Consider the following 22,878-nt stretch of genomic DNA (forward strand, 5'->3'; position numbering starts at 1 on the left):
AAGGGTTATTGGCACCACTGAGATTCGCAGGGAACGCCACCTGACCTGCCTTCAACTATTGCACTGAAGCCTCGACGGACCTAACGACTCAGCCACCTGTACGCGAGATCAATACCTCGGCGCATGGCGTCTGCAAACGTCGGCCATTCGCCAATTTCCTCGCCGAGCTTTGCGTAGCCATTTTCGTCCTTGATCCAAATGGTAATTCCGACAGGCGACAGGCTTTTAGGGTCGCCCCAGATGAAGTCTATCTTCGCCATCTCTCCGTTTGGATGGATGTAATCCACGGGATGAGGTCTTTCAACACCCAAATGCATGGCGATCTCCCAAATCCGACCTCGCGCCTGAATACAGAAATAGCCCACAGCTCCATTTCACGCCAACCAACGAGGTATCCCCGATACCTACGAATTATGAGCGCGTGCAGACCCTGCGACATGCCCTTTTCACGAAGCTTTCACTCCGAGGCGTTTAGATTGAACCTGCTCCCTTCAAGAACGTCTTTTAAGCCCGCCCGCATGCGGGCTTTTTTCTGCCTGGCGGTCGGTGGATACCGGCATCTTCTACAGTTCGTCGCCTCAAACCACTTTCTTCACAGCTGTCGTTTACTGTCTATGCATGCGGTATCGGTAAAAGGCAGCACCCGGACAGACAAGGCTCCTGACTGAAAAGACTCAGGGTCCTTTTTGTTCACTTCGAACAGGGAATGGGGTCAGGCGCGGCATTGATTTTCAGGAGGTCATCATGTGGCTCAACGAACTTGAGCAGGACCTGAGGCGCGATCTTCAAGACGTTGCGTCTGATTTGAGATGGTCGATCGTCGAGCTGACGCAAATTGCTGAAAGATTGAGCGAGGCGCAGAATGACGCCGATGCTCAGGCACTGCTGAGAAAGTGCGAGGTGCTCCAGGCCGGTGAAAAACGCCTGATGGCCTACGCCGATGAGGTGAAGGCTCATGTAATCCATCGGACCAAAGCCGAGTAGGTCGCTTGGCAGTCAGGTCGTCAGTTCGAGATGAGCGCAGGAGCAAGCTCTCCTGCGATCTCACTGCGTGCACTCAATCGACAATGAATAATCTGGCGCCCGGACCACTAAAGGATTGATGCGCCTCGGCGTTGTCGCCAACCTGATAGCTCATTCCCGCAGTCAATACGAACTTTCGCCCGTCTTCGAGGGTGGTTTCCAACTCGCCCTCCAGACACAACAGAACATGCCCTTTATGGCACCAATGGTCTGCAAGGTAGCCCGGGCTGTACTCCACCATACGCACACGAAGCTGATTCGGCTCGTCACCGAAAAACCGGGTTCGCCAATAGGCCACTCCCGTCTCGCCCTGGTGTTCTGTTCTTTCGATCTCTGCCCAATTGGTGACACCAAAAGCAAACGCATCCATTTTCATACTTCTTCCCCGATGATTTTTTGTCGAATGCCTGCAGCCATCAGCCTCCCATATCACTATTTTTTTTGATAGATAGTGGTACCTGGTGGCTACGCTTAACACACCTGCAATCAAGGACTGACCATGGCCTCAACCGAACAGCAGCATGAGCGGGCTTTACAGAAATTTCTCGCTGAGCGTCCGCCCCTCAGGGACGAACTCGACCACCTGAATCCTTTGGCTGCCCAGGCGAAAGGCGAGACGATGGCGCAGTACCGCGATGAGCGCCTGCACGAAGCATTTGAGGCGGAGGCTGAGCGTTTGGGTTTCTTTGCCTGGGAACTGACGCTGCAACTGACCACCGAAACGCCTGAGGAATTCGAAACCCGCAGGACTGAGGTGCACAAAGAAGTGGCGGAGATGGCCGGCATGAACTGGACGGATTACTGCCAGCTGCATGGCTTCGACGCCTCATAAAGGATCTTTACCGATGACATTTCACTGATGCTGCCCTCTTCTCCTAAAAACCATTCCCACCCTGGCCTTCTGCACACTCATAAATGGCGAGGTCGCATCGGTCTGTGCCTGGTCGCGAGCCTTTCCGTGCTGGCCGGGATGACCGACGCCATAGGTTTCATGGCCACCGGTGATTTCGTGTCGTTCATGAGCGGCAACACCACTCGCCTGGCGGTAGCGATCAGTGATGGTGATATCGGACTGACCCTTAGAATTTTTATTCTCATCGCCACGTTCATCACTGGCAATGCGCTCGGCATTGTCGTCAGCCGCTTCGGCGGTCGGCGCGCCCTGCCCTTGCTGTTGTGTATCGCAACTCTGCTGTGCGGTGCCGCTGCCTGGCCGTTTGATACTCAGCTGCCTGCGTTGCTGGCTGCGATCATCGCCATGGGAATGCTTAACGCCGCCGTCGAAGAGGTGAATGGCCTGCCTGTCGGGCTGACCTACGTGACGGGTGCACTTTCACGCTTTGGCCGTGGCCTGGGACGCTGGATGCTCGGCGAGCGTCGTAATGGCTGGCGCGTGCAGTTGATACCCTGGACCGGGATGTTTGCCGGCGCGGTACTTGGCGCTGTACTGGAGCACCAGCTGGGGATGAAAGCGCTGTTTGTCAGCGGTCTGATTTCCGCTCTTCTTGGTTTTGCCTGCCTGAAGATCCCCCGTCGTTGGCAATTGGGATACATGCCACACTGACCTTCAGGCACTTGGCCGCAAACGGATTTCGCGGACCCTGCGATAAAGCTTTATCATTGCGCAAGGTTTGCTGACAGAGTCCGTCATGAAGTTTGCCATTGCGCTTTTCTCCGCTGCCCATGCGCCTTCCTCGCGCCGTGCCCTGCTGTTCGCGCAGGCGGCACTGGCCGGTGGCCACGAGATCGTGCGGCTGTTTTTCTATCAGGACGGTGTGCACAGCGCGTCGGGCAACATCGTCACGCCGCAGGATGAGCGGGACTTGCCGTTGCAATGGCGCACGTTCGTCAGTGAGCATCAGCTCGACGGCGTGGTGTGCATTGCCGCCGCCCTGCGCCGTGGCGTGCTGGATGAAGAAGAAGCCCAGCGTTATCAGCGTCCCGCGGTCAATTTGAGCGCGCCCTGGGAGTTGTCCGGGCTGGGGCAACTGCATGACGCCGTGCAATCGGCCGACCGATTGATTTGTTTCGGAGGGCCGTGAAATGCCTAAATCCTTGTTGATAATCAGCCGACAGGCGCCCTGGTCAGGCCCCAGCGCTCGTGAAGCGCTGGACATCGTGCTGGCTGGCGGCGCCTTTGATTTGCCGATCGGTCTGCTGTTTCTGGATGACGGTGTGTTCCAGCTGGCGCCGACACAGGATGCCAGGGCCGTTCAGCAAAAAGACCTCAGCGCCAACTTGCAGGCACTGTCGCTGTTTGGTGTTGAAGATGTCTTTGCTTGCAGCTACAGCGTCACTGAGCGTGGGCTTGGGTCATTGGGCCTGGACACCGTGCAGTTGCTGAATCCTGCGCAAATCTCTTCGATTATTGATCGTTACGACCAGGTTATAACTCTCTGATGTCGACTTTGCATGTGCTGTCCCACTCGCCGTTTAGCGATAACCGGCTGACCAGTTGCCTGCGCCTGCTCGGTGCCCAGGACGCCATTCTGCTCTGCGGCGATGCGGTGTATGCCCTGCAACCCGATAGCGCGCCGTTCAACACGCTGCAGGCACGGGTCGATACGTTGAGTGTGTTCGCCCTCGCGGAAGACACTCAGGCCCGCGGCCTGGAAGTCCCTGACTGGGTCAAAAGCATCGATTACCCAGGCTTTGTCGAGCTGTCGATTCACTACGACAAGGTCAACACCTGGCTATGAATTCGCTCACCGTGGGTGCACAGAGCATCGACCTCGATAAAGACGGGTATCTGGTCAACCTGAGCGATTGGTCCATCGAGGTGGCCAGTGCACTGGCCGCCGCCGAAGAGCTCGAACTGAGCCCGGAGCACTGGGAGATCCTCGAATTGCTGCGCGGGTTTTATCAAGAGTTCCAGCTGTCGCCGGCGACCCGCCCGCTGATCAAATACACCGCACTGAAGCTGGGCCCGGACAAGGGCAACAGCCTGCACCTGAACCGACTGTTCAAAGGCACTCCCGCCAAACTTGCCGCCAAGCTGGCGGGCCTGCCCAAACCGACGAATTGCTTATGACTGATTTTGCCCCGCTGATGACCGAAACACCCGCCGAGCACCCTTTCGCGCCCTTCGTGCGCATTCTGGGCAAGGGCAAGCGCGGTGCGCGCAGCCTGACCCGTGAGGAAGCTCGCGAGGCCATGGGCATGCTGCTCGACGAGAAAGTCGAAGACACCCAACTCGGTGCCTTCCTGATGCTGTTGCGGCACAAGGAAGAAAGCCCGGAGGAACTGGCCGGCTTCACCGAAGCGCTGCGTGAGCGTCTGAATGCACCTGACTTGAAGGTTGATCTGGACTGGCCGACCTATGCCGGCAAGAAACGTCATCTGCCGTGGTACCTGCTGGCGGCCAAATGCCTGGCGCAGAACGGCGTGCGTATTCTGCTGCACGGCGGCGGCGCCCATACCGCAGGCCGCCTGTATAGCGAGCAGCTGCTCGAGCAATTACAGATCCCGCTGTGCCGTAACTGGCAGCAGGTCGAAACGGCGCTCGAGCAAAGCAACCTGGCGTTTATTCCGCTCGGTGATTGGGCGCCACAGTTGCAGCGGATGATCGATTTGCGCAACACCCTGGGCCTGCGCTCGCCAATCCACTCACTGGCGCGCATTCTCAATCCACTGGGTGCTCGCTGTGGCCTGCAAAGTATTTTCCATCCCGGTTACCAGGGCGTGCACCGCGACGCCAGCGGCTTGCTGGGCGACAACACCATCGTTATCAAAGGCGATGGCGGTGAGATCGAAATCAACCCGGACACCATCAGCCATTTGTATGGCACCACGGGCGGCGAAAGCTGGGATGAAGAATGGCCTGCGCTGTCCACCCAGCGCCATGTCAAACCCGCGACCCTCGACCCCGAGCAACTGAGCGCGCTGTGGCGCGGCGACGTGCAGGACAGCTATCCGCAACTGGCGCTGATTTCGACCATGGCACTGGCCCTGCGCGGCCTTGGAACGCCGCGAGAGCAGGCGTTCGAACTCGCTCAGCAGTATTGGGATGCGCGGGACAAATCGATTTAATCGATCATTAGCGCCCAACCTTTGCACTTTTTGTTCGAACCCATCCGATTAGACTGAACTCCAACGCATATTAGCCGAGGAGTTTCTGATGGGTTTGCTGATTGAAGGGCGCTGGCGTGACCAGTGGTACGAGAGCGGCGAAGACGGCGAGTTCCAGCGCGAACAAGCGCAGCGCCGCCATTGGCTGACCGCCGACGGTAAGCCTGGCCTTGGCGGCGAAGGAGGCTTTCCCGCCGAAGCCGGTCGCTATCACCTCTATGTGTCTCTCGCTTGCCCCTGGGCGCACCGCACGCTGATCCTGCGCAAGCTCAAAGGCCTTGAAAGCCTCATCGACGTTTCTGTCGTCAGCTGGTTGATGCTGGAAAACGGCTGGACCTTCGATAAGGCATTCGGCTCCAGCGGCGACCGCCTCGATCACCTGACCTATATGCATCAACGCTACACCGCAGATACCGCCGATTACACCGGCCGCGTCACGGTGCCTGTGCTCTGGGACAAGCAGCAGAATCGCATCGTCAACAATGAATCGGCGGAAATCATCCGCATGTTCAACAGTGCCTTCGACGATTTGACCGGGAATGCCCTGGACTTCTACCCGCAACCACTACGGGCAGAGATCGATGAGCTGAACGCGCGGATCTACCCGGCGGTGAATAACGGCGTTTATCGGGCCGGTTTTGCCACCTCGCAGACAGCGTATGAAGAGGCTTTCGACGAGCTGTTCGCCGAACTCGACTGGCTGGAAAAGAGACTGGGTGACAAGCGCTATCTGACCGGCGAATACCTCACCGAAGCCGATATCCGACTGTTCACCACACTGATTCGCTTCGATGCGGTGTATTACAGCCACTTCAAATGCAACCTGCGGCGAATTGCCGATTACCCGAATCTGTCGAACTGGCTACGAGAGCTGTATCAGTGGCCGGGGATTGCCGAGACTGTGGATTTCACCCACATCAAGGGACATTACTACGCGAGCCATCGCATGATTAATCCCACAGGGATCGTGCCGAAGGGACCGGCGCAGGATTTCAATGCGGGTCATGATCGGGAGCGGTTGAGCGGGAAAGGGGTTTGGCAGAAGGCCGAGGTCTGACCCAGGATTTGTATGGACCTTGATGGCCTCTTCGCGGGCAAGCCCGCTCCCACAAGGACTACACGAACCCTGTGGGAGCGGGCTTGCCCGCGAAGCTTTTCAGACTTGCGACTGAGCCCCTTCAAACCACTTCAGCTTCTCGCGAAGCTGCACCACTTCCCCGACAATCACCAGCGTCGGCGCGTGCACTTCGTGCTCGGCAACCAGCTGTGGGAGGTTGGCCAGCGTGCCGGTAAAGACCCGTTGGTTCGAGGTGGTGCCCTGCTGGATCAGCGCGGCTGGAGTATCCGCTGAACGACCGTGCTTGATCAGTTCATTGCAGATGATCGGCAAGCCAATCAACCCCATATAGAACACCAGCGTCTGCGCCGGGGCGACCAGATCGCTCCACGGCAGATCCGTGGTGCCATCCTTCAGGTGCCCGGTCACGAAACGCACCGACTGCGCATAATCACGATGTGTCAGTGGAATCCCGGCATAAGCCGCACAGCCGCTCGCCGCGGTAATACCCGGCACGACCTGAAACGGAATGCCCTGGGCCGCCAGTTCTTCGATCTCTTCGCCGCCACGGCCGAAGATGAACGGATCGCCGCCCTTGAGACGCAACACCCGCTTGCCCTGCTTCGCCAGATCAACCAAATGCTGATTGATCTGCTCCTGAGGGATTGCGTGATCCGCCCGACGTTTGCCGACGTAGACCCGGTCGGCATCGCGACGGCACAGTTCAAGAATCGCCGGAGCAACCAGACGGTCATACAACACCACATCCGCTTGTTGCATCAGCCGCAGGGCACGGAAGGTCAATAGGTCCGGATCACCCGGCCCGGCCCCGACCAGATAGACCTCACCCGTTGCAACAGGCGCAGTGCCATTGATTTTGGCTAACAACAGGCGCTCGGCTTCCGCGCCCTGCCCGGCCAGTTGGCGGTCGGCAATCGGTCCCTGGAAAACATCTTCCCAGAACGCCCGACGCTGCTGCACATCCGGGAACAAGCCTTTGACCTGGGTGCGAAAACGCGCCGCCAGACCCGCCAGCTGGCCATAGGTCGACGGAATCCAGGTTTCCAGTTTGGCCCGAATCAGCCGCGCCAGCACCGGCGCATCACCGCCACTGGAAACCGCAATCACCAATGGCGAACGGTCGACGATCGCCGGGAAAATCACGCTGCACAAGGCCGGAGCATCGACCACGTTGACGGGCACGCAACGCTGATGGGCATCTTTGGAAACCTGCGCGTTGAGCGGTTCGTCGTCAGTGGCCGCGATAATCAGCACGCAACCATCGAGGTCGGTCTCGGCATAACCGCGCAGAACCAACTCACCGCCACTGCTCTGCACCAGTTCGCGCAGCTGGGTTTCTATCTCGGGTGCAACCACCCGCAGCAGCGCACCGGCATCGGCCAGCAGGCGGGATTTGCGCAAGGCAATCTCCCCCCCACCCACGACCAATACACGACTGCCGCGCAGGTTATGGAACAGCGGCAGAAATTCCATTTAACCGATGACCTCGATGCCGCCCATGTAGGGTTTGAGTACGGCCGGCACACGGATCGAACCGTCGGCCTGCTGATAGTTTTCCAGCACTGCCACCAGGGTACGGCCGACTGCCAGACCGGAACCGTTCAGGGTGTGAACCAGTTCAGGCTTGCCGGTTTCCGGGTTGCGCCAGCGGGCCTGCATACGACGGGCCTGGAAGTCGCCGCAGTTGGAGCAGGACGAAATCTCGCGGTATTTGTCCTGGCTCGGGATCCAGACTTCCAGGTCATAGGTCTTGACCGCGCTGAAGCCCATGTCGCCGGTGCACAACGCCAGTACGCGATATGGCAGTTCCAGCAGCTGCAGAACCTTCTCGGCGTTGCCGGTGAGGCCTTCCAACGCTTCCATCGACTGGCTCGGCTCGACGATCTGGACCATCTCGACCTTGTCGAACTGGTGCTGACGAATCATGCCGCGAGTGTCACGACCCGACGCACCGGCTTCACTGCGGAAACACGGCGTATGGGCGACAAACTTCAATGGCAGAAGCTTGGGATCGAGAATCTCGCCGGACACAATGTTGGTCAGCGACACTTCAGCGGTCGGGATCAGGTACAGATCGGCTTCGCCATCGCGGCTGATCTTGAACAGGTCTTCTTCGAACTTCGGCAATTGGCCGGTGCCTTGCAGCGCCGGCGCCTGAACCAGGTACGGGGTGTAGGCTTCCTCGTAACCGTGTTCATTGATGTGCAGGTTGATCATGAACTGCGCCAGCGCGCGGTGCAGACGAGCGATCGGCCCGCGCAGCAAGGCGAAACGCGCGCCGGAGAGCTTGGCGGCGGTCTCGAAGTCCAGCCAGCCGAACTTCTCGCCCAAGGCAACGTGATCCTTGACCTCGAAATCGAAGGTAGTCGGCTGGCCCCAGCGACGCACTTCGAGGTTGGCCTCTTCATCGGCGCCAATCGGCACGGACTCGTGGGGCAGGTTCGGGATATTCAGCAGGATCGAATCCAGTTCGCTCTGAATCGCGTCCAGCTCGACTTTGCCGGTATGCAGCTCGCCCGCCATGCGCTCGACGTCGGCCATCAAGGGCGCGATGTCTTCGCCGCGCTGCTTGGCCTGACCGATGGATTTGGAGCGCGCATTACGTTCAGCCTGCAGGTGTTCGGTGCGGGTCTGGACGGTCTTGCGCTGTTCTTCCAGCGCTTCGATGCGTGCAACATCCAGGGTAAAACCACGGGATGCCAGGCGGTCCGCTACGTCCTGAAGGTTGCTACGTAACAGTTTGGAATCGAGCATGTCGGTCTCTCGTTATCAAAGTTTGGTCAAGGACAGGCCAGCCCAGGTCGCGAGCAGCCCGCCGAATACGCTGATAGCCGCATAGCCCAGGGCCAGCGGCGCTTGCCCGGTTTCCAGCAAGCGCAGCGTATCCAGTGAAAAGGATGAAAAAGTCGTCAGGCCGCCAAGCAAGCCCACTATCAATCCGGCACGCACCTCGATCGGCACCTCCGGACGCAGCATAAACAGGCCATACAACAAGCCGATCAACAGGCAGCCCACGATATTAACGGCCAGCGTCGCGGTATAGAAGTGCCGCGGCCAATTAGCGTTGATCCAGTTACCGGTAGCAAAGCGCAACAAAGTCCCGGCGATGCCCCCCACGGAGACCGCAATGATCACTGCAATCAAGGCTTTCTCCGCTGTCTGGGGCTGAGTCGGTCCAGTTCGGCAAGGTGATTGAGCTTCTCGCCGATTTTCAGTTCAAGGCCACGGGGCACTGGCTGATAGAAGTGCTGCGGCTCAAGCTCGTCCGGGAAATAGTCCTCACCGGCGGCGTAAGCATCGGGTTCATCGTGGGCGTAACGGTATTCGTCGCCGTAACCCAGCTGTTTCATCAGCTTGGTCGGCGCATTGCGCAAATGCAGCGGTACTTCCAGAGAACCATGCTCGGCAGCGCTGCGCATGGCGGCCTTGAAGCCCATGTACACCGCATTGCTTTTGGGTGCGCAGGCCAGATAGGTGATGGCCTGGGCCACCGCCAACTCACCTTCGGGACTGCCCAGACGCTCCTGAACTTCCCAGGCCGCCAGACACAGGCTCAGGGCTCGCGGATCGGCGTTACCGATGTCTTCACTGGCCATGCGCACCACGCGCCGCGCCAGGTACAGCGGATCACAGCCACCATCGAGCATACGGGCGAACCAGTACAGCGCGCCGTCCGGGTTGGAGCCGCGCACCGATTTGTGCAGTGCGGAGATCTGATCGTAAAAGGCTTCACCGCCCTTGTCGAAACGTCGCCGGGTATCACCCAACAGGCTTTGCAGCAGATCGACGCCGATTTGCGTGCCGTCTTCGGCCAGATCGGAGGCGTTCTCCAGCAGATTGAGCAAACGTCGACCGTCGCCATCGGCGGCCGACAGCAGCATCTTGAAGCCTTCGTCGCTGAGGCTCAATTGCCGCTTGCCAAGGCCGCGCTCTTCGCTCAGCGCGCGCTGCACCAGTTTGTGCAGGGCTGCCTCATCGAGGCTTTTGAGGACGTAGACGCGAGCGCGAGACAACAGTGCGTTGTTCAACTCGAAGGAGGGGTTTTCCGTCGTCGCGCCGATAAAGATCAGCGTACCGTCTTCGACATAGGGCAGAAACGCATCCTGCTGCGACTTGTTGAAGCGATGCACTTCGTCGACGAACAGGATGGTCCGGCGGCCGTATTGCCCAGCCTGTTGCTTGGCAATGTCTACCGCCTGACGGATCTCCTTGACCCCGGCCAGTACCGCCGAGACCGTTTCGAAATGCGCGTCCGAGACTTTCGCCAGCAAGCGCGCCAGCGTGGTTTTACCCACTCCCGGCGGCCCCCAGAAAATCATCGAATGCAGGGCACCCTGCTCGAGGGCCTCGCGCAGAGGCTTGCCGCGAGCGAGCAGGTGTTCCTGACCGACGTACTCGTCCAGGTTGGTCGAGCGCAAGCGCGCGGCCAGGGGCTGAGCAATCGGGTCACTTCGAAACAGGTCCATCACTACTTATGAAACCTCACTGGGTCCTGATGCCGTGTGGGAGCAGCCGGTCGACGCTCGATTGCTCGCGAAGACAGAGTGTCAGTCGCCATTAGTGTTGTCTGACACACCGCATTCGCGAGCAAGCTCGCTCCTACAGGGTCCTGCTCTTTATTCCTGGATCACGTCGGCACCCTTGGGGATGTCGAACTTGAATTTGGAGGCCAGAATCGGCTCGTTGGCCTTCACGCCGGTGAACAGAATGTTGGTGCGCTGACCGACGCTGTCGATCAACTGCATGTCATTGACCATGCCGTTGCGGAACGACAGACGCAGGCTGTCAAACAGGGTGTCTTTGGTTTTCGGCTTGAGGGTGAAGTCGATCACGCCGCCGGCTTCCTTGGCACTGATCTCGAAACTCTCGCTGATTTTCGACACGTCACCGGACAGCAGCAACGCCGGGGTCTGGCTCAGACGCTGATCGAGCTTCTTGATGGTGACCTGCTCCAGGTCCGGATCCCACAGCGAAACCTTCTTGCCATCGGAGACCACCAACTGCTCTTGTGGCGCATCGGTATGCCAGTAGAACAGGCCTGGACGCTGCACAGCCATTTCACCGGTCGTTTCCTGCAACTGAGTGCCACCGCCATCGAGGGTCAACTGCGAGAAACGCGCCGTCAGCGTCTGCGACTTTTCGAGCAATTGGGTCAGACGCGCCACCGCTTTGTCATCGGCATGGGCCGAGAGCGTGGTTAAAGCCAGTACCGGCAGCAACAGCATGCGGATAAGACGCATGGGAGTCCTCATTAAATTCGTTGGGGGTGCGAGCAGCGTATCACCACGCCGCTTATGTCAGACAATGGTCAGTCGCGCATTGGGGCTGGCGCCAGTACTTCACGGGAGCCATTGGTGTTCATGGAAGTCACGACCCCGGCCATTTCCATGGCTTCGATCATGCGCGCGGCGCGGTTGTAACCGATTTTCAGCTTGCGCTGAACGGCGGAGATGGACGCGCGACGGCTTTCCAGAACGAACTGCACCGCTTCGTCGTAAAGCGCATCGGATTCGCTGTCTTCGTCGCCGCCACTGCCGCCGCCGTCAAAGCCGCTACCGGCCTCTTCGACACCGGCGAGGATCTCATCGTTGTATTCCGGCGCGCCACGCAGTTTCCAGGCTTCAACCACCCGGTGAACCTCGTCATCGGAGACGAAGGCACCGTGGACACGGATCGGCAGACTGGTGCCCGGCGGCATGTAGAGCATGTCGCCGTGGCCCAGCAGTTGTTCGGCGCCGCCCTGATCGATGATGGTCCGCGAGTCGATCTTGCTCGACACCTGGAACGCCATACGCGTTGGAATGTTCGCCTTGATCAGACCGGTGATCACGTCAACCGACGGACGCTGGGTCGCGAGGATCAAGTGGATACCGGCAGCACGGGCCTTCTGGGCGATACGGGCAATCAGCTCTTCAACCTTCTTGCCGACGATCATCATCATGTCGGCGAATTCGTCGACCACGACCACGATGGTCGGTAACTTGACCAGCAGCGGCGCCTCGTCATGAATGCTTTCGCGCTTGTACAAAGGATCAGTCAACGGCGTACCGGCGTCCTGAGCTTCCTTGACCTTGGCATTGAAGCCCGACAGGTTACGCACGCCCATCTTCGCCATCAGCTTGTAGCGCCGCTCCATCTCGGCGACGCTCCAGCGCAGGGCGTTGGCCGCGTCCTTCATGTCGGTCACCACCGGGCACAACAGGTGCGGGATGCCTTCGTAGATCGACAGCTCGAGCATTTTCGGGTCGATCATGATCAGTTTGGCGTCTTCCGGGCCGGACTTGAACAGGATCGACAGGATCATTGCGTTCACGCCCACCGACTTACCGGAACCGGTGGTACCGGCAACAAGCAAGTGCGGCATTTTTGCCAGGTCAGTGATGACCGGTTTACCGCCGATATCATGGCCCAGGGCCAGAGTGACCGGAGACTTGAAGTTATCGTACTCCGGGGTCGACAGCACTTCGGAGAACCGCACGATCTGCCGGTCTTCGTTGGGAATCTCGATACCCACGGTGGTCTTGCCGGGAATCACTTCGACCACCCGCACGCTGGTCACCGCCAGCGAACGCGCCAGATCCTTGGCCAGGTTGGAAATACGGCTGACCTTGACCCCGGCGGCCGGCTGAATCTCGTAACGGGTAATCACCGGGCCCGGATGGATCGAGTCGACCGAGACTTCGACGCCGAATTCCTTGAGCTTGATTTCCAGCAAGTGGCCGACCGCAGCCAGAGACTCAGGGGAATAGTTGAGTTGTTTCTTTTCCGCCGGGTCGAGAATCGAGATCGGCGGCAAGGTGCCTTCGACCGCACTGTCGACGAACAGCGGCGTCTGCTTTTCCTTTTCCACGCGATTGCTTGGCGGCGGCGCTTTGGGCGGCGCTGGGGCAATCACCGGTGGAACCTGCTTTTCGCGATCGGACATGTGCTTGCTCAGGGCCTGCTCACGCTCGATCAAGCGCTCTTTGACTTTGGCCTGCTCGCGTTTATCGGTCACGGTCGGAGCAACCACGTCGTTGACCCGGTTATCGACTTCACGCAGTTGCGCAACCAGCTGTTTGCGCTCATTGCGCGCCGCCCACCAGCGATTGGCCGCGCCCTGGAACAGCTCGAGCAGATCGAGGGTGATCTTGCCGGTGACGTCCATGACCTTGAACCACGAAAGGTCGGTGAACACCGTCAGGCCGAACAGAAACAGCGCAATGAACATCAGGGTGCTGCCCTGGATATTCAGCGCGTTCTTCGCCAGGTCACCGAGGCTTTCACCCAGGGCCCCACCCGCGCCTGCCGGCAAACCGGTCGGCGCATGGAAGTGGATGTGCGCCAGGGCAGCGCCCGACAGCACCAGAAACACCAGACCGATCAGCCGCCAGGAAAACAGCCAGCCACTCCACTGCCATGGCTCGTGACGCTGACGGAATATCTGCCAAGTCTTGATCGCCAATAGCAACGGGAAGATATAAGCGAAGTAACCCAGCACCATGAACAGAATATCGGCGCTGTAGGAGCCCGCAGGCCCGCCGAAGTTCTGCACATCTTCAATTTTACTGTTGTGACTCCAGCCCGGATCATCCTTGCCATATGTCAACAATGCCATCATCAGGAACAGGCACAAGGCTCCAATGGCAATCAGCGCACCTTCCTTCAACCGGTAGTGCAGTTGCTGACGCCAGAGCGGAACTACTGTTTTAGGTGTAGCGGTGGATTTCTTCAAAACGCGTCTTTTCCTGCGCCTGTAGCGCGACCAACTGTTGATTGACTATAAAAACTGCCCAATCCAGGCAGGTAACAAAGTTAACGAGCGCAACTGGAGCTACTTTTAACACTCTGGCCTTCGATTCTGAAACAGCGTAATGACTGAACATCTTGCTATAGACCCGCATTGTACGGATTTGTCCGCCCGATGCCACGCCAGAGCGGCTTCGGTGTAGCATAGCCAACAGCACTGATACGCGGTTCAATTTGAGCATGCATTCTCTTTGGTGACAAAGGCTTATGAGGTGTTTTTATGAGTGAAGTGAAGCATTCACGCCTGATTATCCTGGGTTCAGGCCCTGCCGGTTACAGCGCCGCCGTTTATGCCGCTCGCGCCAACCTCAAGCCGACGGTCATTACCGGCCTGCAAGCCGGTGGTCAACTGACCACCACCATCGAAGTCGACAACTGGCCCGGCGACGTGGAAGGCCTGACCGGCCCGGTGCTGATGGAGCGCATGCAAAAGCATGCCGAGCGTTTCGACACCGGGATCGTCTACGACCACATCCATACCGCAGAGTTGCAGCAGCGCCCGTTTATCCTCACCGGCGATAACGGCACTTATACCTGCGACGCGCTGATTATTGCGACCGGTGCCTCTGCGCAATACGTCGGCCTACCTTCCGAAGAAGCCTTTGCCGGTAAAGGCGTCTCTGCCTGCGCAACCTGTGACGGTTTCTTCTACCGCAATCAAGTGGTCGCGGTCATCGGCGGCGGCAACACCGCCGTGGAAGAAGCGCTTTATCTGTCCAATATTGCCAGGGAAGTCCATCTGGTTCACCGACGCGACAAACTGCGCGCGGAGAAAATCCTTCAGGACAAACTCTTCGAAAAGGCCGCCAACGGCAATATCCGCCTGCACTGGAACCAGAACCTCGACGAGGTGCTGGGCGATGCCAGCGGCGTAACCGGCGCCCGCCTGCGCGATAGCCTTACGGGCGCGACCAGGGACCTGGAGTTGACCGGCGTATTCATTGCCATCGGTCACAAACCCAACACCGACCTGTTCCAGGGTCAACTGGAAATGCGCAACGGCTACCTGTTGATCAAGGGCGGCAGCGAAGGCGATGCCACTGCAACCGGCATTGCCGGGGTTTTCGCGGCCGGCGACGTTGCCGATCATGTCTACCGCCAGGCTGTTACTTCCGCCGGAGCCGGCTGCATGGCGGCACTGGACGCCGAGAAGTACCTCGACGACAACTAAATTATCCAGCGCCTCGCGGCGGGCCAATGACCCGCCATCGCCCTCCCCTTCTGTAAGTCTGAATGCCATGCTGACCTGGTTACAACGCAATAGCCTGACTTTCCCGCCATTGGAAAAAGCCATGCACGATCCCAATGGCTTGCTCGCCGCGGGTGGCGATCTGTCCGCCGACCGCTTGATTCAGGCCTACCGCCATGGCTGCTTTCCATGGTTCTCGGAAGGCCAGCCGATTCTCTGGTGGTCGCCCGATCCGCGCACCGTGTTGTTTCCAGATGAACTGCATGTCTCCCGCAGCCTGAACAAGCTGCTCCGCCAGCAGCGCTACGAGGTGACCTTCGATCGCGATTTCGCCTCGGTGATCCGGGCGTGCGCCGCTCCGCGCGAGTATGCCGACGGCACCTGGATCACCGATGCCATGCAGACCGCTTACCTGCAATTGCATCAGCGAGGCTACGCGCACTCGGTCGAGGTCTGGGATCAAGGTGTTCTGGTCGGCGGGCTCTACGGACTGGCGATGGGGCAACTGTTTTTCGGCGAATCCATGTTCAGTCGTGCCGACAACGCCTCGAAGTTCGGTTTCGCGACACTGGTCAAACACCTCCAGCAATGGGGTTTCGTGCTGATCGACTGCCAGATGCCTACCGACCATCTGCACAGCCTGGGTGCTCGCGCCATACCGCGCAGCCGTTTTGCCAGCTACTTGCAGCAACATCTCGATCAACCGAACACGGCCACCTGGGTTTCCTAGGCGACTTTTCCCAGCCTGGCTTACAATTAACAAAAGCTTACCCCGAGGGTTGATCATGACCGAGTTGGCGCGCTTGAAGTTTTATGCCACTCAGCCCCACTCTTGCAGCTATCTGCCCGAAGAACAGGCCACCACGCTGTTCCTCGACCCTAGTCAGCCCATGGATGTGCATGTCTACGCAGATCTGTCGGAAATGGGTTTCCGTCGCAGTGGCGACCATCTTTACCGGCCGCATTGCCAAAACTGCAATGCCTGTGTTCCGGCGCGAATTCCCGTGGCGCGATTTCTGCCTGACCGTCAGCAGAAACGCATCTTCAAACGCAATGCCGATTTGCAGGTCCAGCCTGCGAAACCCGATTACAGCGAAGAGTATTTCGACCTTTACCAGCGCTATATCGAGCAGCGGCATGCTGATGGCGATATGTATCCACCCAGTCGCGACCAGTTTTCAACCTTTTTGGTCCGCGACCTGCCGTTCTCGCGATTCTATGAGTTCCGTCTTGAAGGGCGCCTGCTGGCGCTAGCCGTCACCGATCTGCTGCCCAACGGCTTATCGGCGGTCTACACCTTCTACGACCCCGAGGAAGAACGCCGCAGCTTGGGTCGTTATGCGATTCTCTGGCAAATTGGCGAGGCCCGGCGCCTGGGGCTGGACGCCGTCTACCTTGGGTATTGGATAAAAAATTGCAAAAAAATGAGCTACAAGACCCAATATCGCCCAATCGAGCTGCTCATTAACCAGAGATGGGTCACCTTGAACTAGAAGCCCTTGGCTTAAACCCCATTTTTCGGGCACAATGCACGCCGCTTTTGCCTGGCGCAGTTGCACCGGGCCATTCATTGGATACCGAGGGCTTTACTGCATGTCGAAAGAAGACAGCTTCGAAATGGAAGGCACTGTCGTCGACACCCTGCCCAACACCATGTTTCGTGTGGAGTTGGAAAATGGGCACGTCGTAACCGCGCATATCTCCGGCAAGATGCGCAAGAACTACATTCGTATTCTTACCGGTGACAAAGTGCGCGTCGAGCTGACGCCCTATGACTTGAGCAAAGGGCGCATCACTTACCGCGCTCGTTAAGCAAGTCAATACAAAACGCCCGGCTTATGCCGGGCGTTTTTGTTTGTCCGTTTTAACCCTCACCTGCCTCTTGCGGATGTACACAGATCAAGTGTGGGAGCAGGCTTGCCTGCGAAGGCGGCCTGACAGCCGGCCTGGCTCGTGTACATATCCATTCCTGCGGTAACGGCTACTTAGGGTTCCGCCCTGACGGCGGGTCACTTGGAAAAGCCCCAAGTAACCAAGGGCTTTTGCCCCTTTCGTTCGGTGCCTCGCCTAGGCTCGGCATGCCCTCGCTCCGGTCCTGCTCCGTGGGCCCGCCGCGATCGGCCATCCATGGCCGTGCGCGGCTAACCCGGCATCCATGCCGGGTTGCCCACTGCGCAGAACCTGCGCTCGGCCTCTCGAGGGGGCGGTGTATCAAGATCAAAAGCGAGGCGGCCGACCGGCCGGCCTGACCACAAACGCGCGTTCCCCTGAGCTGGCTTGCCAGCGAAGCTGTTGATCTGCTGTTGATCTGCTGTTGATCTGCTGTTGATCTGCTGTTGATCTGCTGTTGATCTGCTGTTGATCTGCTGTTGATCTGCTGTTGCTTTGGCTTTGGCTTTTGATCTACCCGCCCCTTCGGCAGGCCGAGTGGAGGTGTTCATCAGGGGACTGGCGCGCAGCGCCCCTCGGCGAAGCCGAGGACATCGCATGGAGGTCGTCGCGCAGCAGACCGGAGGGCGATGCCCCCTGATGGACACCGGAGCGAGGGAACGCCGAGCCTTGGCGAGGTGCCGAACGCTTGGGGCAAGCCTTTTTGGGTCCTTTTGTGGCGTTCCCTCCGTGTCAGGCTACCTGTCGCCCTTGTTGATTGACTCATTCATTCAAGGGGGCGAAGGTGCATAGCAATGTCTAAACGTTACACCGACGACTTCAAAGACTGGGCCGTACAGCAAATGATGCCGCCCCTCAATCGTTCAGTGGCGGACCTCGCTGTTGCACTCAATGTCACGCCACAGGCACTGCGTAATTGGAGGCAAATGGCTAGAGATAACGGTTTGATCGTGCCCGGAAACGGGAAGACCAGTGATCAATGGTCCAGCGCCGATAAATTCAATGCCGTCATGGAAACCGCACCGCTGAGCGAGGTGGAGATTTCTCAATATTGCCGAATCAAGGGCATTTATCCTGAGCAAATCCAGCAGTGGCGCGAGGCCTGCCAAAACGCCAATACCCTCGCTGATCTGAAGCCCAGCGCAGAGAAAACTGCCGAGCAGCGACGGATCAAAGAGCTGGAGCGTCAGTTGATCCAATCCGATGCTGGACGTGCCGAAGCGGAGGCTTTGCTGGAACTCAGAAAAAAAGCCAATGCGATTTGGGGCAAGGACAAGGAAGATTGATCAGCGCCCCCGATCGTATGCAAGCCATGAAGTTGATTGCTGAAGCGGTGCTGAGTGGGGCTCGTCGATATCGGGCGTGCAATGAACTGGGGCTGAGCCTGCGCACGGTTCAACGTTGGCAACACACCGACTGCGACAGGCGTCTGCTGGCTCAGCGGGCAGCTCCGTCGAACAAGCTCAGTGAGGCGGAGCGCCAGGCGGTGCTCGATGCCGCCAATCAGGCTGGCTATGCCAGCCTCACGCCACACCAAATTGTTCCCAAGCTGGCAGATGAGGGCATCTATCTGGCGTCGGAGTCGACGTTCTATCGCGTGTTAAAAGCTGCGAATCAAAACGTTCGCCGTGGTAGGGCCAAAGCGCCCAAACGCAGGGTACTGACGACACATCGTGCTGACGGTCCCAATCAGGTGTGGTGCTGGGATATCACCTGGTTGCCTAGCACCGTCAAAGGCCGTTTTTTCTACTGGTACATGGTCAAGGACATCTACAGCCGCAAGCTAGTAGCCAATGAAGTGCATGAGGTGGAGTGCGCTGAGCATGCGTGCGAACTACTCGAAAAGGGATGTTTGCGCGAACACACGGCCGGTCGTCCATTGGTGCTGCACTCGGACAATGGCCACGTCATGAGAGGCTCTCTTCTGCGTGAAAGCATGGTTTCGCTAGGCGTAGAGCCGTCATTTAGCCGACCGCGCGTGAGCAATGACAATGCGTACGCCGAAGCACTTTTTCGTACCGCAAAGTACTGCCCACTCTGGCCGGACCAGCCGTTTGATACGGTCACGCAAGCAAGGCTTTGGGTGCAAAAATTTATCGAGTGGTACAACGAAGATCATCGTCATAGTGCCTTGAAATACGTGACGCCGAACGAGCGCCACGAAGGCAAAGCAACAGCTCTATTACAGGCCAGAGCAGCGCTTTATGAAGATGCCAGGGAGGTCAATCCGAGCCGCTGGAGTACCAGGACACGCAACTGGAAATTGGCAGATGCGGTGTATTTGAACCCCGAACGCCCTGAAGTTAAGGGCGCAATGGGTTAGCCGCAGCAGTACCAAGGCGACAGGTACCTTGACACGTACCGCGTTTGCCAAAAGGGCCTCGCCGTAAGGGCGAAACCCTAAGTGGCCGTTACCGCAGAAATGGATATGTACACCCGCAAGAGACAGGTCGGCTGTCAGGCCGCCTTCGCAGGCAAGCCAGCTCCCACATTTGATTTGGGTACATCCGCAAGAGCCTGTAAGGCCGCCTTCGCGGGCAAGCCAGCTCCCACAATCTCGCACGCAGCAAAAAGGCGCCTTTCGGCGCCTTTCGCTTTACAGCAGCAACACTACATCAAGCCATCTCTGCAGTGGTCTCGAACTCGAAGGTCAACTCGCCGTCCTTGAGGTCGATGTGTACCACACCACCATGCTCGGCCAGTTCGCCAAAGAGAATCTCCTCGGCCAGCGGACGCTTGATCTTGTCCTGAATCAAGCGAGCCATTGGTCGCGCACCCATCAGCACATCGTAACCACCCGCCGCCAGCCAACCGCGCGCAGCATCGGTCACCTCGAGCAGCACACGCTTGTCTTCCAGTTGCGCCTGAAGTTCGGTAAGGAACTTGTCCACCACGCTTTTGATGACCTCATGACTGAGGCGACCAAACTGGATAATGGTGTCCAGACGGTTACGGAATTCCGGCGTGAAGCTCTTCTTGATCGCTTCCATCGCATCGGAAGAGTGATCCTGATAGGTGAAACCGATCGAAGCTCGCGCTGCAGTTTCGGCACCGGCGTTGGTGGTCATGATGATGATCACGTTGCGGAAGTCTGCCTTGCGCCCGTTGTTATCGGTCAGCGTACCGTGGTCCATGACCTGCAGCAGCAGGTTGAAGACTTCCGGATGCGCTTTCTCGATTTCATCGAGCAACAGCACGCAGTGAGGCTGCTTGGTGATCGCCTCGGTCAGCAGACCGCCCTGATCGAAGCCCACGTAGCCAGGAGGTGCACCGATCAAACGGGAAACGGTGTGGCGCTCCATGTACTCGGACATATCGAAGCGCACCAGTTCGATCCCCAGCGCCTTGGCCAGTTGCCGTGCGGCCTCGGTTTTACCGACACCCGTAGGGCCGGCGAACAGGAACGAACCCACTGGTTTGTCAGGCGACTTCAAGCCGGCACGGGACAGCTTGATCGCCGTCGACAAGGAGTCGATCGCCGCATCCTGGCCAAACACGGTCAGCTTCAGATCACGCTCAAGGTTACGCAGCAGTTCTTTGTCGGAGCTGGTGACGTGTTTTGGCGGAATCCGCGCAATCTTCGCGACGATATCCTCGACCTGAGCCACCTCGATGCGCTTCACACGCTTCTCGATCGGCTGCAGGCGCTGATAGGCACCCGCCTCGTCGATGACGTCGATCGCCTTGTCCGGCATGTGCCGATCATTGATGTAGCGCGACGCAAGCTCGGCAGCGGCACGCAACGCCTCATCACTGTATTCGATACCGTGATGCACCTCGAAGCGCCCCTTGAGACCTCTGAGAATGCCAATGGTGTCTTCTACCGAAGGTTCGGACACATCGACTTTCTGGAAGCGACGAGCCAGCGCACGATCCTTCTCGAAGATGCCACGGAATTCCTGGAAGGTGGTCGAGCCGATGCAACGGATATCACCCGAAGACAGCAACGGCTTGAGCAGGTTCGAGGCATCCATGACGCCACCGGAAGCCGCACCGGCCCCGATGATGGTGTGGATTTCGTCGATGAACAGGATCGCCTGCGGACGTTTCTTCAATTCATTGAGCAGCGCCTTGAAGCGCTTCTCGAAATCGCCGCGGTATTTGGTACCGGCCAGCAACGCCCCCAGATCCAGGGAGTAGACGACGCTGTTAGCCAACAGATCAGGTACCTGATTGTCGACGATGCGTTTGGCCAGACCTTCGGCGATCGCGGTTTTACCCACGCCCGCCTCACCCACCAGCAGCGGATTGTTTTTGCGTCGACGCGCCAGAATCTGCGCGACCCGCTCGACTTCCAGCTCCCGGCCGACCAGCGGGTCTATTCGACCCTGGCGCGCGAGCTCGTTGAGGTTGCTGGCATAAGCATCCAGAGGATTGCCTGAAGAAGAAGACTCACCGCCCTCGTCGTCCTGCATATCTTGCTCACCTTCAGAGTGATCGCCATGCCCTGGCACTTTCGAGATGCCATGAGCGATGTAGTTGACGACATCGATGCGCGCAACGCTCTGCTGTTTCAGCAGGAACACCGCCTGACTCTCTTGCTCACTGAAGATTGCGACCAGCACGTTGGCGCCAGTCACTTCGCGTTTGCCCGAGCTCTGTACGTGAAAGACAGCACGTTGCAGTACACGCTGGAAACCCAGGGTTGGCTGGGTTTCGCGATCCTCGTCATGGACAGGGATCAATGGCGTGGTGGAGTCGATGAACTCCTGCAGGTCATGCTTGAGTTTGTCGAGGTTTGCGCCGCAGGCACGCAGAACGGTAGCGGCTGCCTCATTATCCAAAAGAGCCAACAGAAGGTGCTCGACGGTCATGAATTCATGACGTTTCGAGCGGGCCTCCTTGAAGGCGAGATTGAGGGTGACTTCGAGCTCGCGGTTTAACATAGCTTCACCTCATACCCAAGTGGTCGGCGTTAACCGTCCTTCTCGATTTCACAGAGTAGCGGATGCTGGCTTTCCCTGGCGTACTGGTTGACCTGCATGGCCTTGGTCTCGGCGATGTCGCGGGTAAACACTCCACATACTGCCCGTCCTTCTGTATGAACGGCCAGCATTACCTTGGTCGCCAACTCTCGATTCAGGTTAAAAAACACCTCGAGCACTTCGACGACGAAATCCATCGGTGTGTAGTCATCGTTGAACAAAACCACCTTGTACATCGGCGGTGCCTGCAAGGCGGGCTTAGCCTCCTGTACAGCAATGCCCGCGGAATCGTCATCGTGTAAATCAGGACGATCCTGATTGAATGTTAGTCGAATCTGGCTGATTGCATGCATGGAAAGAAAGGTTCGTTTAGTTGAACAAATACAGTGGTGGGGGCGCTCAGGCCGGATTTCAACCCTGACTGCCCGGTCACCTTGACTAATGGCAAAACGGTGTTACAACCAATAGAGCCCACAGTGGGTAATAAACGTCCGCACAGTCAACCAGATTTCCTGGTTCGGGTGCTGATGAACTGGATGATACTCCAGTGATGGAGTCTGTTGCAGAGGGATATGTGTATGGCAAGCGGCAAGGTCAAGTGGTTCAACAATGCCAAGGGATATGGGTTCATCAACGAAGACGACAAGGACGAAGACCTGTTTGCCCATTACTCGGCCATCGAGATGGAAGGCTACAAAACCCTGAAAGCCGGTCAGGCCGTGAGTTTTGAAATCATCCAGGGCCCTAAAGGCCTGCATGCCGTCAAAATCAACTCGGTCAAAACCCAGACCGCTGCGGCTGCCCTCCCCCCTCTCCACGAAACCGCATTAAACTGACTGCGCCCAACACTCAGTCATAAAAAAACCGGCCGACTCGATTATTTTGAGTCGGCCGGTTTTTGCTTAACGCGGATCAGC

27 protein-coding genes are annotated in these 22,878 nt (G+C 58.3%); 15 read left to right on the plus strand and 12 right to left on the minus strand.

Going from position 1 to position 22,878, the window contains the following annotated elements; genetic code table 11:
- Positions 1 to 80 precede the first annotated feature (80 nt).
- On the minus strand, positions 81 to 317 hold the full coding sequence (locus AC3I0A_RS17275; protein ID WP_489373354.1) for a hypothetical protein: 237 nt from the start codon (positions 315 to 317) through the stop codon (positions 81 to 83).
- Positions 318 to 744: 427 nt separating this feature from the next.
- Here AC3I0A_RS17275 and AC3I0A_RS17280 point away from each other — a divergent pair, with 427 nt between their 5' ends.
- Positions 745 to 984, plus strand: a complete 240-nt coding sequence (locus AC3I0A_RS17280) for a hypothetical protein (protein ID WP_489373355.1) — start codon at positions 745 to 747, stop codon at positions 982 to 984.
- A 73-nt stretch (positions 985 to 1,057) separates the two neighbouring features.
- On the opposite strand, the gene AC3I0A_RS17285 is transcribed toward AC3I0A_RS17280, so the two are convergent.
- A complete protein-coding gene (locus tag AC3I0A_RS17285; protein WP_489373356.1) occupies positions 1,058 to 1,399 on the minus strand; it encodes a DHCW motif cupin fold protein in 342 nt (113 codons plus the stop codon).
- Between the two features lie 123 nt (positions 1,400 to 1,522).
- On the opposite strand from AC3I0A_RS17285, the gene AC3I0A_RS17290 reads away from it, so the two are divergent.
- From AC3I0A_RS17290 to AC3I0A_RS17325, 8 genes are all read left to right on the plus strand, one after another.
- On the plus strand, positions 1,523 to 1,855 hold the full coding sequence (locus tag AC3I0A_RS17290) for a DUF6388 family protein (protein WP_489373358.1): 333 nt from the start codon (positions 1,523 to 1,525) through the stop codon (positions 1,853 to 1,855).
- A 27-nt stretch (positions 1,856 to 1,882) separates the two neighbouring features.
- Positions 1,883 to 2,587, plus strand: coding sequence for a YoaK family protein (locus AC3I0A_RS17295; protein WP_489373359.1), 705 nt, complete (start codon positions 1,883 to 1,885; stop codon positions 2,585 to 2,587).
- An 85-nt stretch (positions 2,588 to 2,672) separates the two neighbouring features.
- Positions 2,673 to 3,065 (plus strand): sulfurtransferase complex subunit TusD, encoded by a 393-nt coding sequence (gene tusD, locus AC3I0A_RS17300; protein ID WP_489373360.1) that lies wholly within the window; start codon positions 2,673 to 2,675, stop codon positions 3,063 to 3,065.
- A gap of 1 nt (position 3,066) precedes the next feature.
- A complete protein-coding gene (gene tusC / locus AC3I0A_RS17305; RefSeq protein ID WP_489373361.1) occupies positions 3,067 to 3,423 on the plus strand; it encodes a sulfurtransferase complex subunit TusC in 357 nt (118 codons plus the stop codon).
- The gene (tusB, locus tag AC3I0A_RS17310) at positions 3,423 to 3,722 is read left to right on the plus strand and encodes a sulfurtransferase complex subunit TusB (protein ID WP_489373363.1); all 300 of its coding nucleotides are present in this window, start codon (positions 3,423 to 3,425) and stop codon (positions 3,720 to 3,722) included. Before tusC ends, tusB begins: the two co-directional genes overlap by 1 nt.
- Complete coding sequence (locus AC3I0A_RS17315; protein ID WP_489373365.1) at positions 3,719 to 4,054, plus strand: TusE/DsrC/DsvC family sulfur relay protein; 336 nt, start codon at positions 3,719 to 3,721, stop codon at positions 4,052 to 4,054. The genes tusB and AC3I0A_RS17315 overlap by 4 nt, the downstream gene beginning before the upstream one ends.
- A gap of 14 nt (positions 4,055 to 4,068) precedes the next feature.
- Positions 4,069 to 5,052: a glycosyl transferase family protein gene (locus tag AC3I0A_RS17320; protein ID WP_489378530.1), complete on the plus strand. Its 984-nt coding sequence runs from the start codon at positions 4,069 to 4,071 to the stop codon at positions 5,050 to 5,052.
- Positions 5,053 to 5,140: 88 nt separating this feature from the next.
- Positions 5,141 to 6,148, plus strand: a complete 1,008-nt coding sequence (locus tag AC3I0A_RS17325) for a glutathione S-transferase family protein (RefSeq protein WP_489373367.1) — start codon at positions 5,141 to 5,143, stop codon at positions 6,146 to 6,148.
- A 99-nt stretch (positions 6,149 to 6,247) separates the two neighbouring features.
- Here the strand turns inward: AC3I0A_RS17325 and cysG are convergent, their stop codons facing one another.
- The 7 genes from cysG to AC3I0A_RS17360 all read right to left on the minus strand — a co-directional run bounded on the left by cysG (position 6,248) and on the right by AC3I0A_RS17360 (position 14,139).
- Positions 6,248 to 7,642 (minus strand): siroheme synthase CysG, encoded by a 1,395-nt coding sequence (cysG, locus tag AC3I0A_RS17330; RefSeq protein WP_489373368.1) that lies wholly within the window; start codon positions 7,640 to 7,642, stop codon positions 6,248 to 6,250.
- The gene (serS, locus tag AC3I0A_RS17335; protein WP_489373370.1) at positions 7,643 to 8,923 is read right to left on the minus strand and encodes a serine--tRNA ligase; all 1,281 of its coding nucleotides are present in this window, start codon (positions 8,921 to 8,923) and stop codon (positions 7,643 to 7,645) included. It abuts the gene before it with no gap.
- 15 nt (positions 8,924 to 8,938) lie between these two features.
- On the minus strand, positions 8,939 to 9,313 hold the full coding sequence (crcB, locus tag AC3I0A_RS17340) for a fluoride efflux transporter CrcB (RefSeq protein WP_489373371.1): 375 nt from the start codon (positions 9,311 to 9,313) through the stop codon (positions 8,939 to 8,941).
- A complete protein-coding gene (locus AC3I0A_RS17345; protein ID WP_489373372.1) occupies positions 9,310 to 10,635 on the minus strand; it encodes a replication-associated recombination protein A in 1,326 nt (441 codons plus the stop codon). Before AC3I0A_RS17345 ends, crcB begins: the two co-directional genes overlap by 4 nt.
- A gap of 150 nt (positions 10,636 to 10,785) precedes the next feature.
- Positions 10,786 to 11,409 (minus strand): outer membrane lipoprotein periplasmic chaperone LolA, encoded by a 624-nt coding sequence (gene lolA, locus AC3I0A_RS17350; RefSeq protein ID WP_489373374.1) that lies wholly within the window; start codon positions 11,407 to 11,409, stop codon positions 10,786 to 10,788.
- A 68-nt stretch (positions 11,410 to 11,477) separates the two neighbouring features.
- Positions 11,478 to 13,883 carry a DNA translocase FtsK gene (ftsK, locus tag AC3I0A_RS17355; protein ID WP_489373376.1) on the minus strand — a complete coding sequence of 802 codons (2,406 nt, stop codon included), beginning with the start codon at positions 13,881 to 13,883 and terminating at the stop codon, positions 11,478 to 11,480.
- Positions 13,858 to 14,139, minus strand: a complete 282-nt coding sequence (locus AC3I0A_RS17360; protein ID WP_489373377.1) for a hypothetical protein — start codon at positions 14,137 to 14,139, stop codon at positions 13,858 to 13,860. Before AC3I0A_RS17360 ends, ftsK begins: the two co-directional genes overlap by 26 nt.
- A gap of 38 nt (positions 14,140 to 14,177) precedes the next feature.
- Between AC3I0A_RS17360 and trxB the strand changes: the two genes are divergently transcribed.
- From trxB to infA, 4 genes are all read left to right on the plus strand, one after another.
- Complete coding sequence (gene trxB / locus AC3I0A_RS17365) at positions 14,178 to 15,128, plus strand: thioredoxin-disulfide reductase (RefSeq protein ID WP_489373379.1); 951 nt, start codon at positions 14,178 to 14,180, stop codon at positions 15,126 to 15,128.
- Between the two features lie 67 nt (positions 15,129 to 15,195).
- Positions 15,196 to 15,876, plus strand: a complete 681-nt coding sequence (aat, locus tag AC3I0A_RS17370; RefSeq protein WP_489373380.1) for a leucyl/phenylalanyl-tRNA--protein transferase — start codon at positions 15,196 to 15,198, stop codon at positions 15,874 to 15,876.
- A gap of 55 nt (positions 15,877 to 15,931) precedes the next feature.
- A complete protein-coding gene (locus AC3I0A_RS17375) occupies positions 15,932 to 16,639 on the plus strand; it encodes an arginyltransferase (protein ID WP_489373381.1) in 708 nt (235 codons plus the stop codon).
- A 100-nt stretch (positions 16,640 to 16,739) separates the two neighbouring features.
- Positions 16,740 to 16,958, plus strand: a complete 219-nt coding sequence (gene infA, locus AC3I0A_RS17380) for a translation initiation factor IF-1 (protein WP_002553999.1) — start codon at positions 16,740 to 16,742, stop codon at positions 16,956 to 16,958.
- Positions 16,959 to 17,287: 329 nt separating this feature from the next.
- Here infA and AC3I0A_RS17385 read toward each other — a convergent pair whose 3' ends face one another.
- Positions 17,288 to 17,587: a hypothetical protein gene (locus AC3I0A_RS17385; RefSeq protein WP_489373383.1), complete on the minus strand. Its 300-nt coding sequence runs from the start codon at positions 17,585 to 17,587 to the stop codon at positions 17,288 to 17,290.
- A gap of 243 nt (positions 17,588 to 17,830) precedes the next feature.
- Here AC3I0A_RS17385 and AC3I0A_RS17390 point away from each other — a divergent pair.
- Positions 17,831 to 19,359 (plus strand): IS3 family transposase gene (locus AC3I0A_RS17390; protein WP_489373385.1). Its coding sequence is split into 2 segments (ribosomal slippage): positions 17,831 to 18,272 and positions 18,272 to 19,359, totalling 1,530 coding nucleotides; the frame shifts between segments, so codons are not numbered across the junction.
- 292 nt (positions 19,360 to 19,651) lie between these two features.
- Here the strand turns inward: AC3I0A_RS17390 and clpA are convergent.
- Together clpA and clpS are read right to left on the minus strand one after the other, a co-directional pair.
- Complete coding sequence (clpA, locus tag AC3I0A_RS17395) at positions 19,652 to 21,922, minus strand: ATP-dependent Clp protease ATP-binding subunit ClpA (RefSeq protein WP_489373386.1); 2,271 nt, start codon at positions 21,920 to 21,922, stop codon at positions 19,652 to 19,654.
- A gap of 29 nt (positions 21,923 to 21,951) precedes the next feature.
- A complete protein-coding gene (gene clpS / locus AC3I0A_RS17400; protein WP_015094394.1) occupies positions 21,952 to 22,314 on the minus strand; it encodes an ATP-dependent Clp protease adapter ClpS in 363 nt (120 codons plus the stop codon).
- 225 nt (positions 22,315 to 22,539) lie between these two features.
- On the opposite strand from clpS, the gene cspD reads away from it, so the two are divergent.
- Positions 22,540 to 22,797, plus strand: coding sequence for a cold shock domain-containing protein CspD (gene cspD, locus AC3I0A_RS17405; protein WP_489373387.1), 258 nt, complete (start codon positions 22,540 to 22,542; stop codon positions 22,795 to 22,797).
- Positions 22,798 to 22,878 lie beyond the last annotated feature (81 nt).

This window comes from Pseudomonas sp. KH_024_B2 (assembly GCF_057839965.1).

Bases quoted from the DNA above. Each gene is read 5' to 3' on its own strand.
- AC3I0A_RS17275 (WP_489373354.1), bottom strand. From the start codon at position 317: ATGCATTTGGGTGTTGAAAGACCTCATCCCGTGGATTACATCCATCCA.
- AC3I0A_RS17315 (WP_489373365.1), top strand. From the start codon at position 3,719: ATGAATTCGCTCACCGTGGGTGCACAGAGCATCGACCTCGATAAAGAC.
- trxB (WP_489373379.1), top strand. From the start codon at position 14,178: ATGAGTGAAGTGAAGCATTCACGCCTGATTATCCTGGGTTCAGGCCCT.
- clpA (WP_489373386.1), bottom strand. From the start codon at position 21,922: ATGTTAAACCGCGAGCTCGAAGTCACCCTCAATCTCGCCTTCAAGGAG.
- AC3I0A_RS17295 (WP_489373359.1), top strand. From the start codon at position 1,883: ATGCTGCCCTCTTCTCCTAAAAACCATTCCCACCCTGGCCTTCTGCAC.
- AC3I0A_RS17280 (WP_489373355.1), top strand. From the start codon at position 745: ATGTGGCTCAACGAACTTGAGCAGGACCTGAGGCGCGATCTTCAAGAC.
- AC3I0A_RS17325 (WP_489373367.1), top strand. From the start codon at position 5,141: ATGGGTTTGCTGATTGAAGGGCGCTGGCGTGACCAGTGGTACGAGAGC.
- AC3I0A_RS17360 (WP_489373377.1), bottom strand. From the start codon at position 14,139: ATGCTCAAATTGAACCGCGTATCAGTGCTGTTGGCTATGCTACACCGA.
- AC3I0A_RS17345 (WP_489373372.1), bottom strand. From the start codon at position 10,635: ATGGACCTGTTTCGAAGTGACCCGATTGCTCAGCCCCTGGCCGCGCGC.
- AC3I0A_RS17375 (WP_489373381.1), top strand. From the start codon at position 15,932: ATGACCGAGTTGGCGCGCTTGAAGTTTTATGCCACTCAGCCCCACTCT.
- AC3I0A_RS17290 (WP_489373358.1), top strand. From the start codon at position 1,523: ATGGCCTCAACCGAACAGCAGCATGAGCGGGCTTTACAGAAATTTCTC.
- AC3I0A_RS17385 (WP_489373383.1), bottom strand. From the start codon at position 17,587: ATGAACACCTCCACTCGGCCTGCCGAAGGGGCGGGTAGATCAAAAGCC.
- tusD (WP_489373360.1), top strand. From the start codon at position 2,673: ATGAAGTTTGCCATTGCGCTTTTCTCCGCTGCCCATGCGCCTTCCTCG.
- clpS (WP_015094394.1), bottom strand. From the start codon at position 22,314: ATGCATGCAATCAGCCAGATTCGACTAACATTCAATCAGGATCGTCCT.
- lolA (WP_489373374.1), bottom strand. From the start codon at position 11,409: ATGCGTCTTATCCGCATGCTGTTGCTGCCGGTACTGGCTTTAACCACG.
- serS (WP_489373370.1), bottom strand. From the start codon at position 8,923: ATGCTCGATTCCAAACTGTTACGTAGCAACCTTCAGGACGTAGCGGAC.
- cysG (WP_489373368.1), bottom strand. From the start codon at position 7,642: ATGGAATTTCTGCCGCTGTTCCATAACCTGCGCGGCAGTCGTGTATTG.
- infA (WP_002553999.1), top strand. From the start codon at position 16,740: ATGTCGAAAGAAGACAGCTTCGAAATGGAAGGCACTGTCGTCGACACC.
- AC3I0A_RS17285 (WP_489373356.1), bottom strand. From the start codon at position 1,399: ATGAAAATGGATGCGTTTGCTTTTGGTGTCACCAATTGGGCAGAGATC.
- cspD (WP_489373387.1), top strand. From the start codon at position 22,540: ATGGCAAGCGGCAAGGTCAAGTGGTTCAACAATGCCAAGGGATATGGG.
- aat (WP_489373380.1), top strand. From the start codon at position 15,196: ATGCTGACCTGGTTACAACGCAATAGCCTGACTTTCCCGCCATTGGAA.
- tusB (WP_489373363.1), top strand. From the start codon at position 3,423: ATGTCGACTTTGCATGTGCTGTCCCACTCGCCGTTTAGCGATAACCGG.
- tusC (WP_489373361.1), top strand. From the start codon at position 3,067: ATGCCTAAATCCTTGTTGATAATCAGCCGACAGGCGCCCTGGTCAGGC.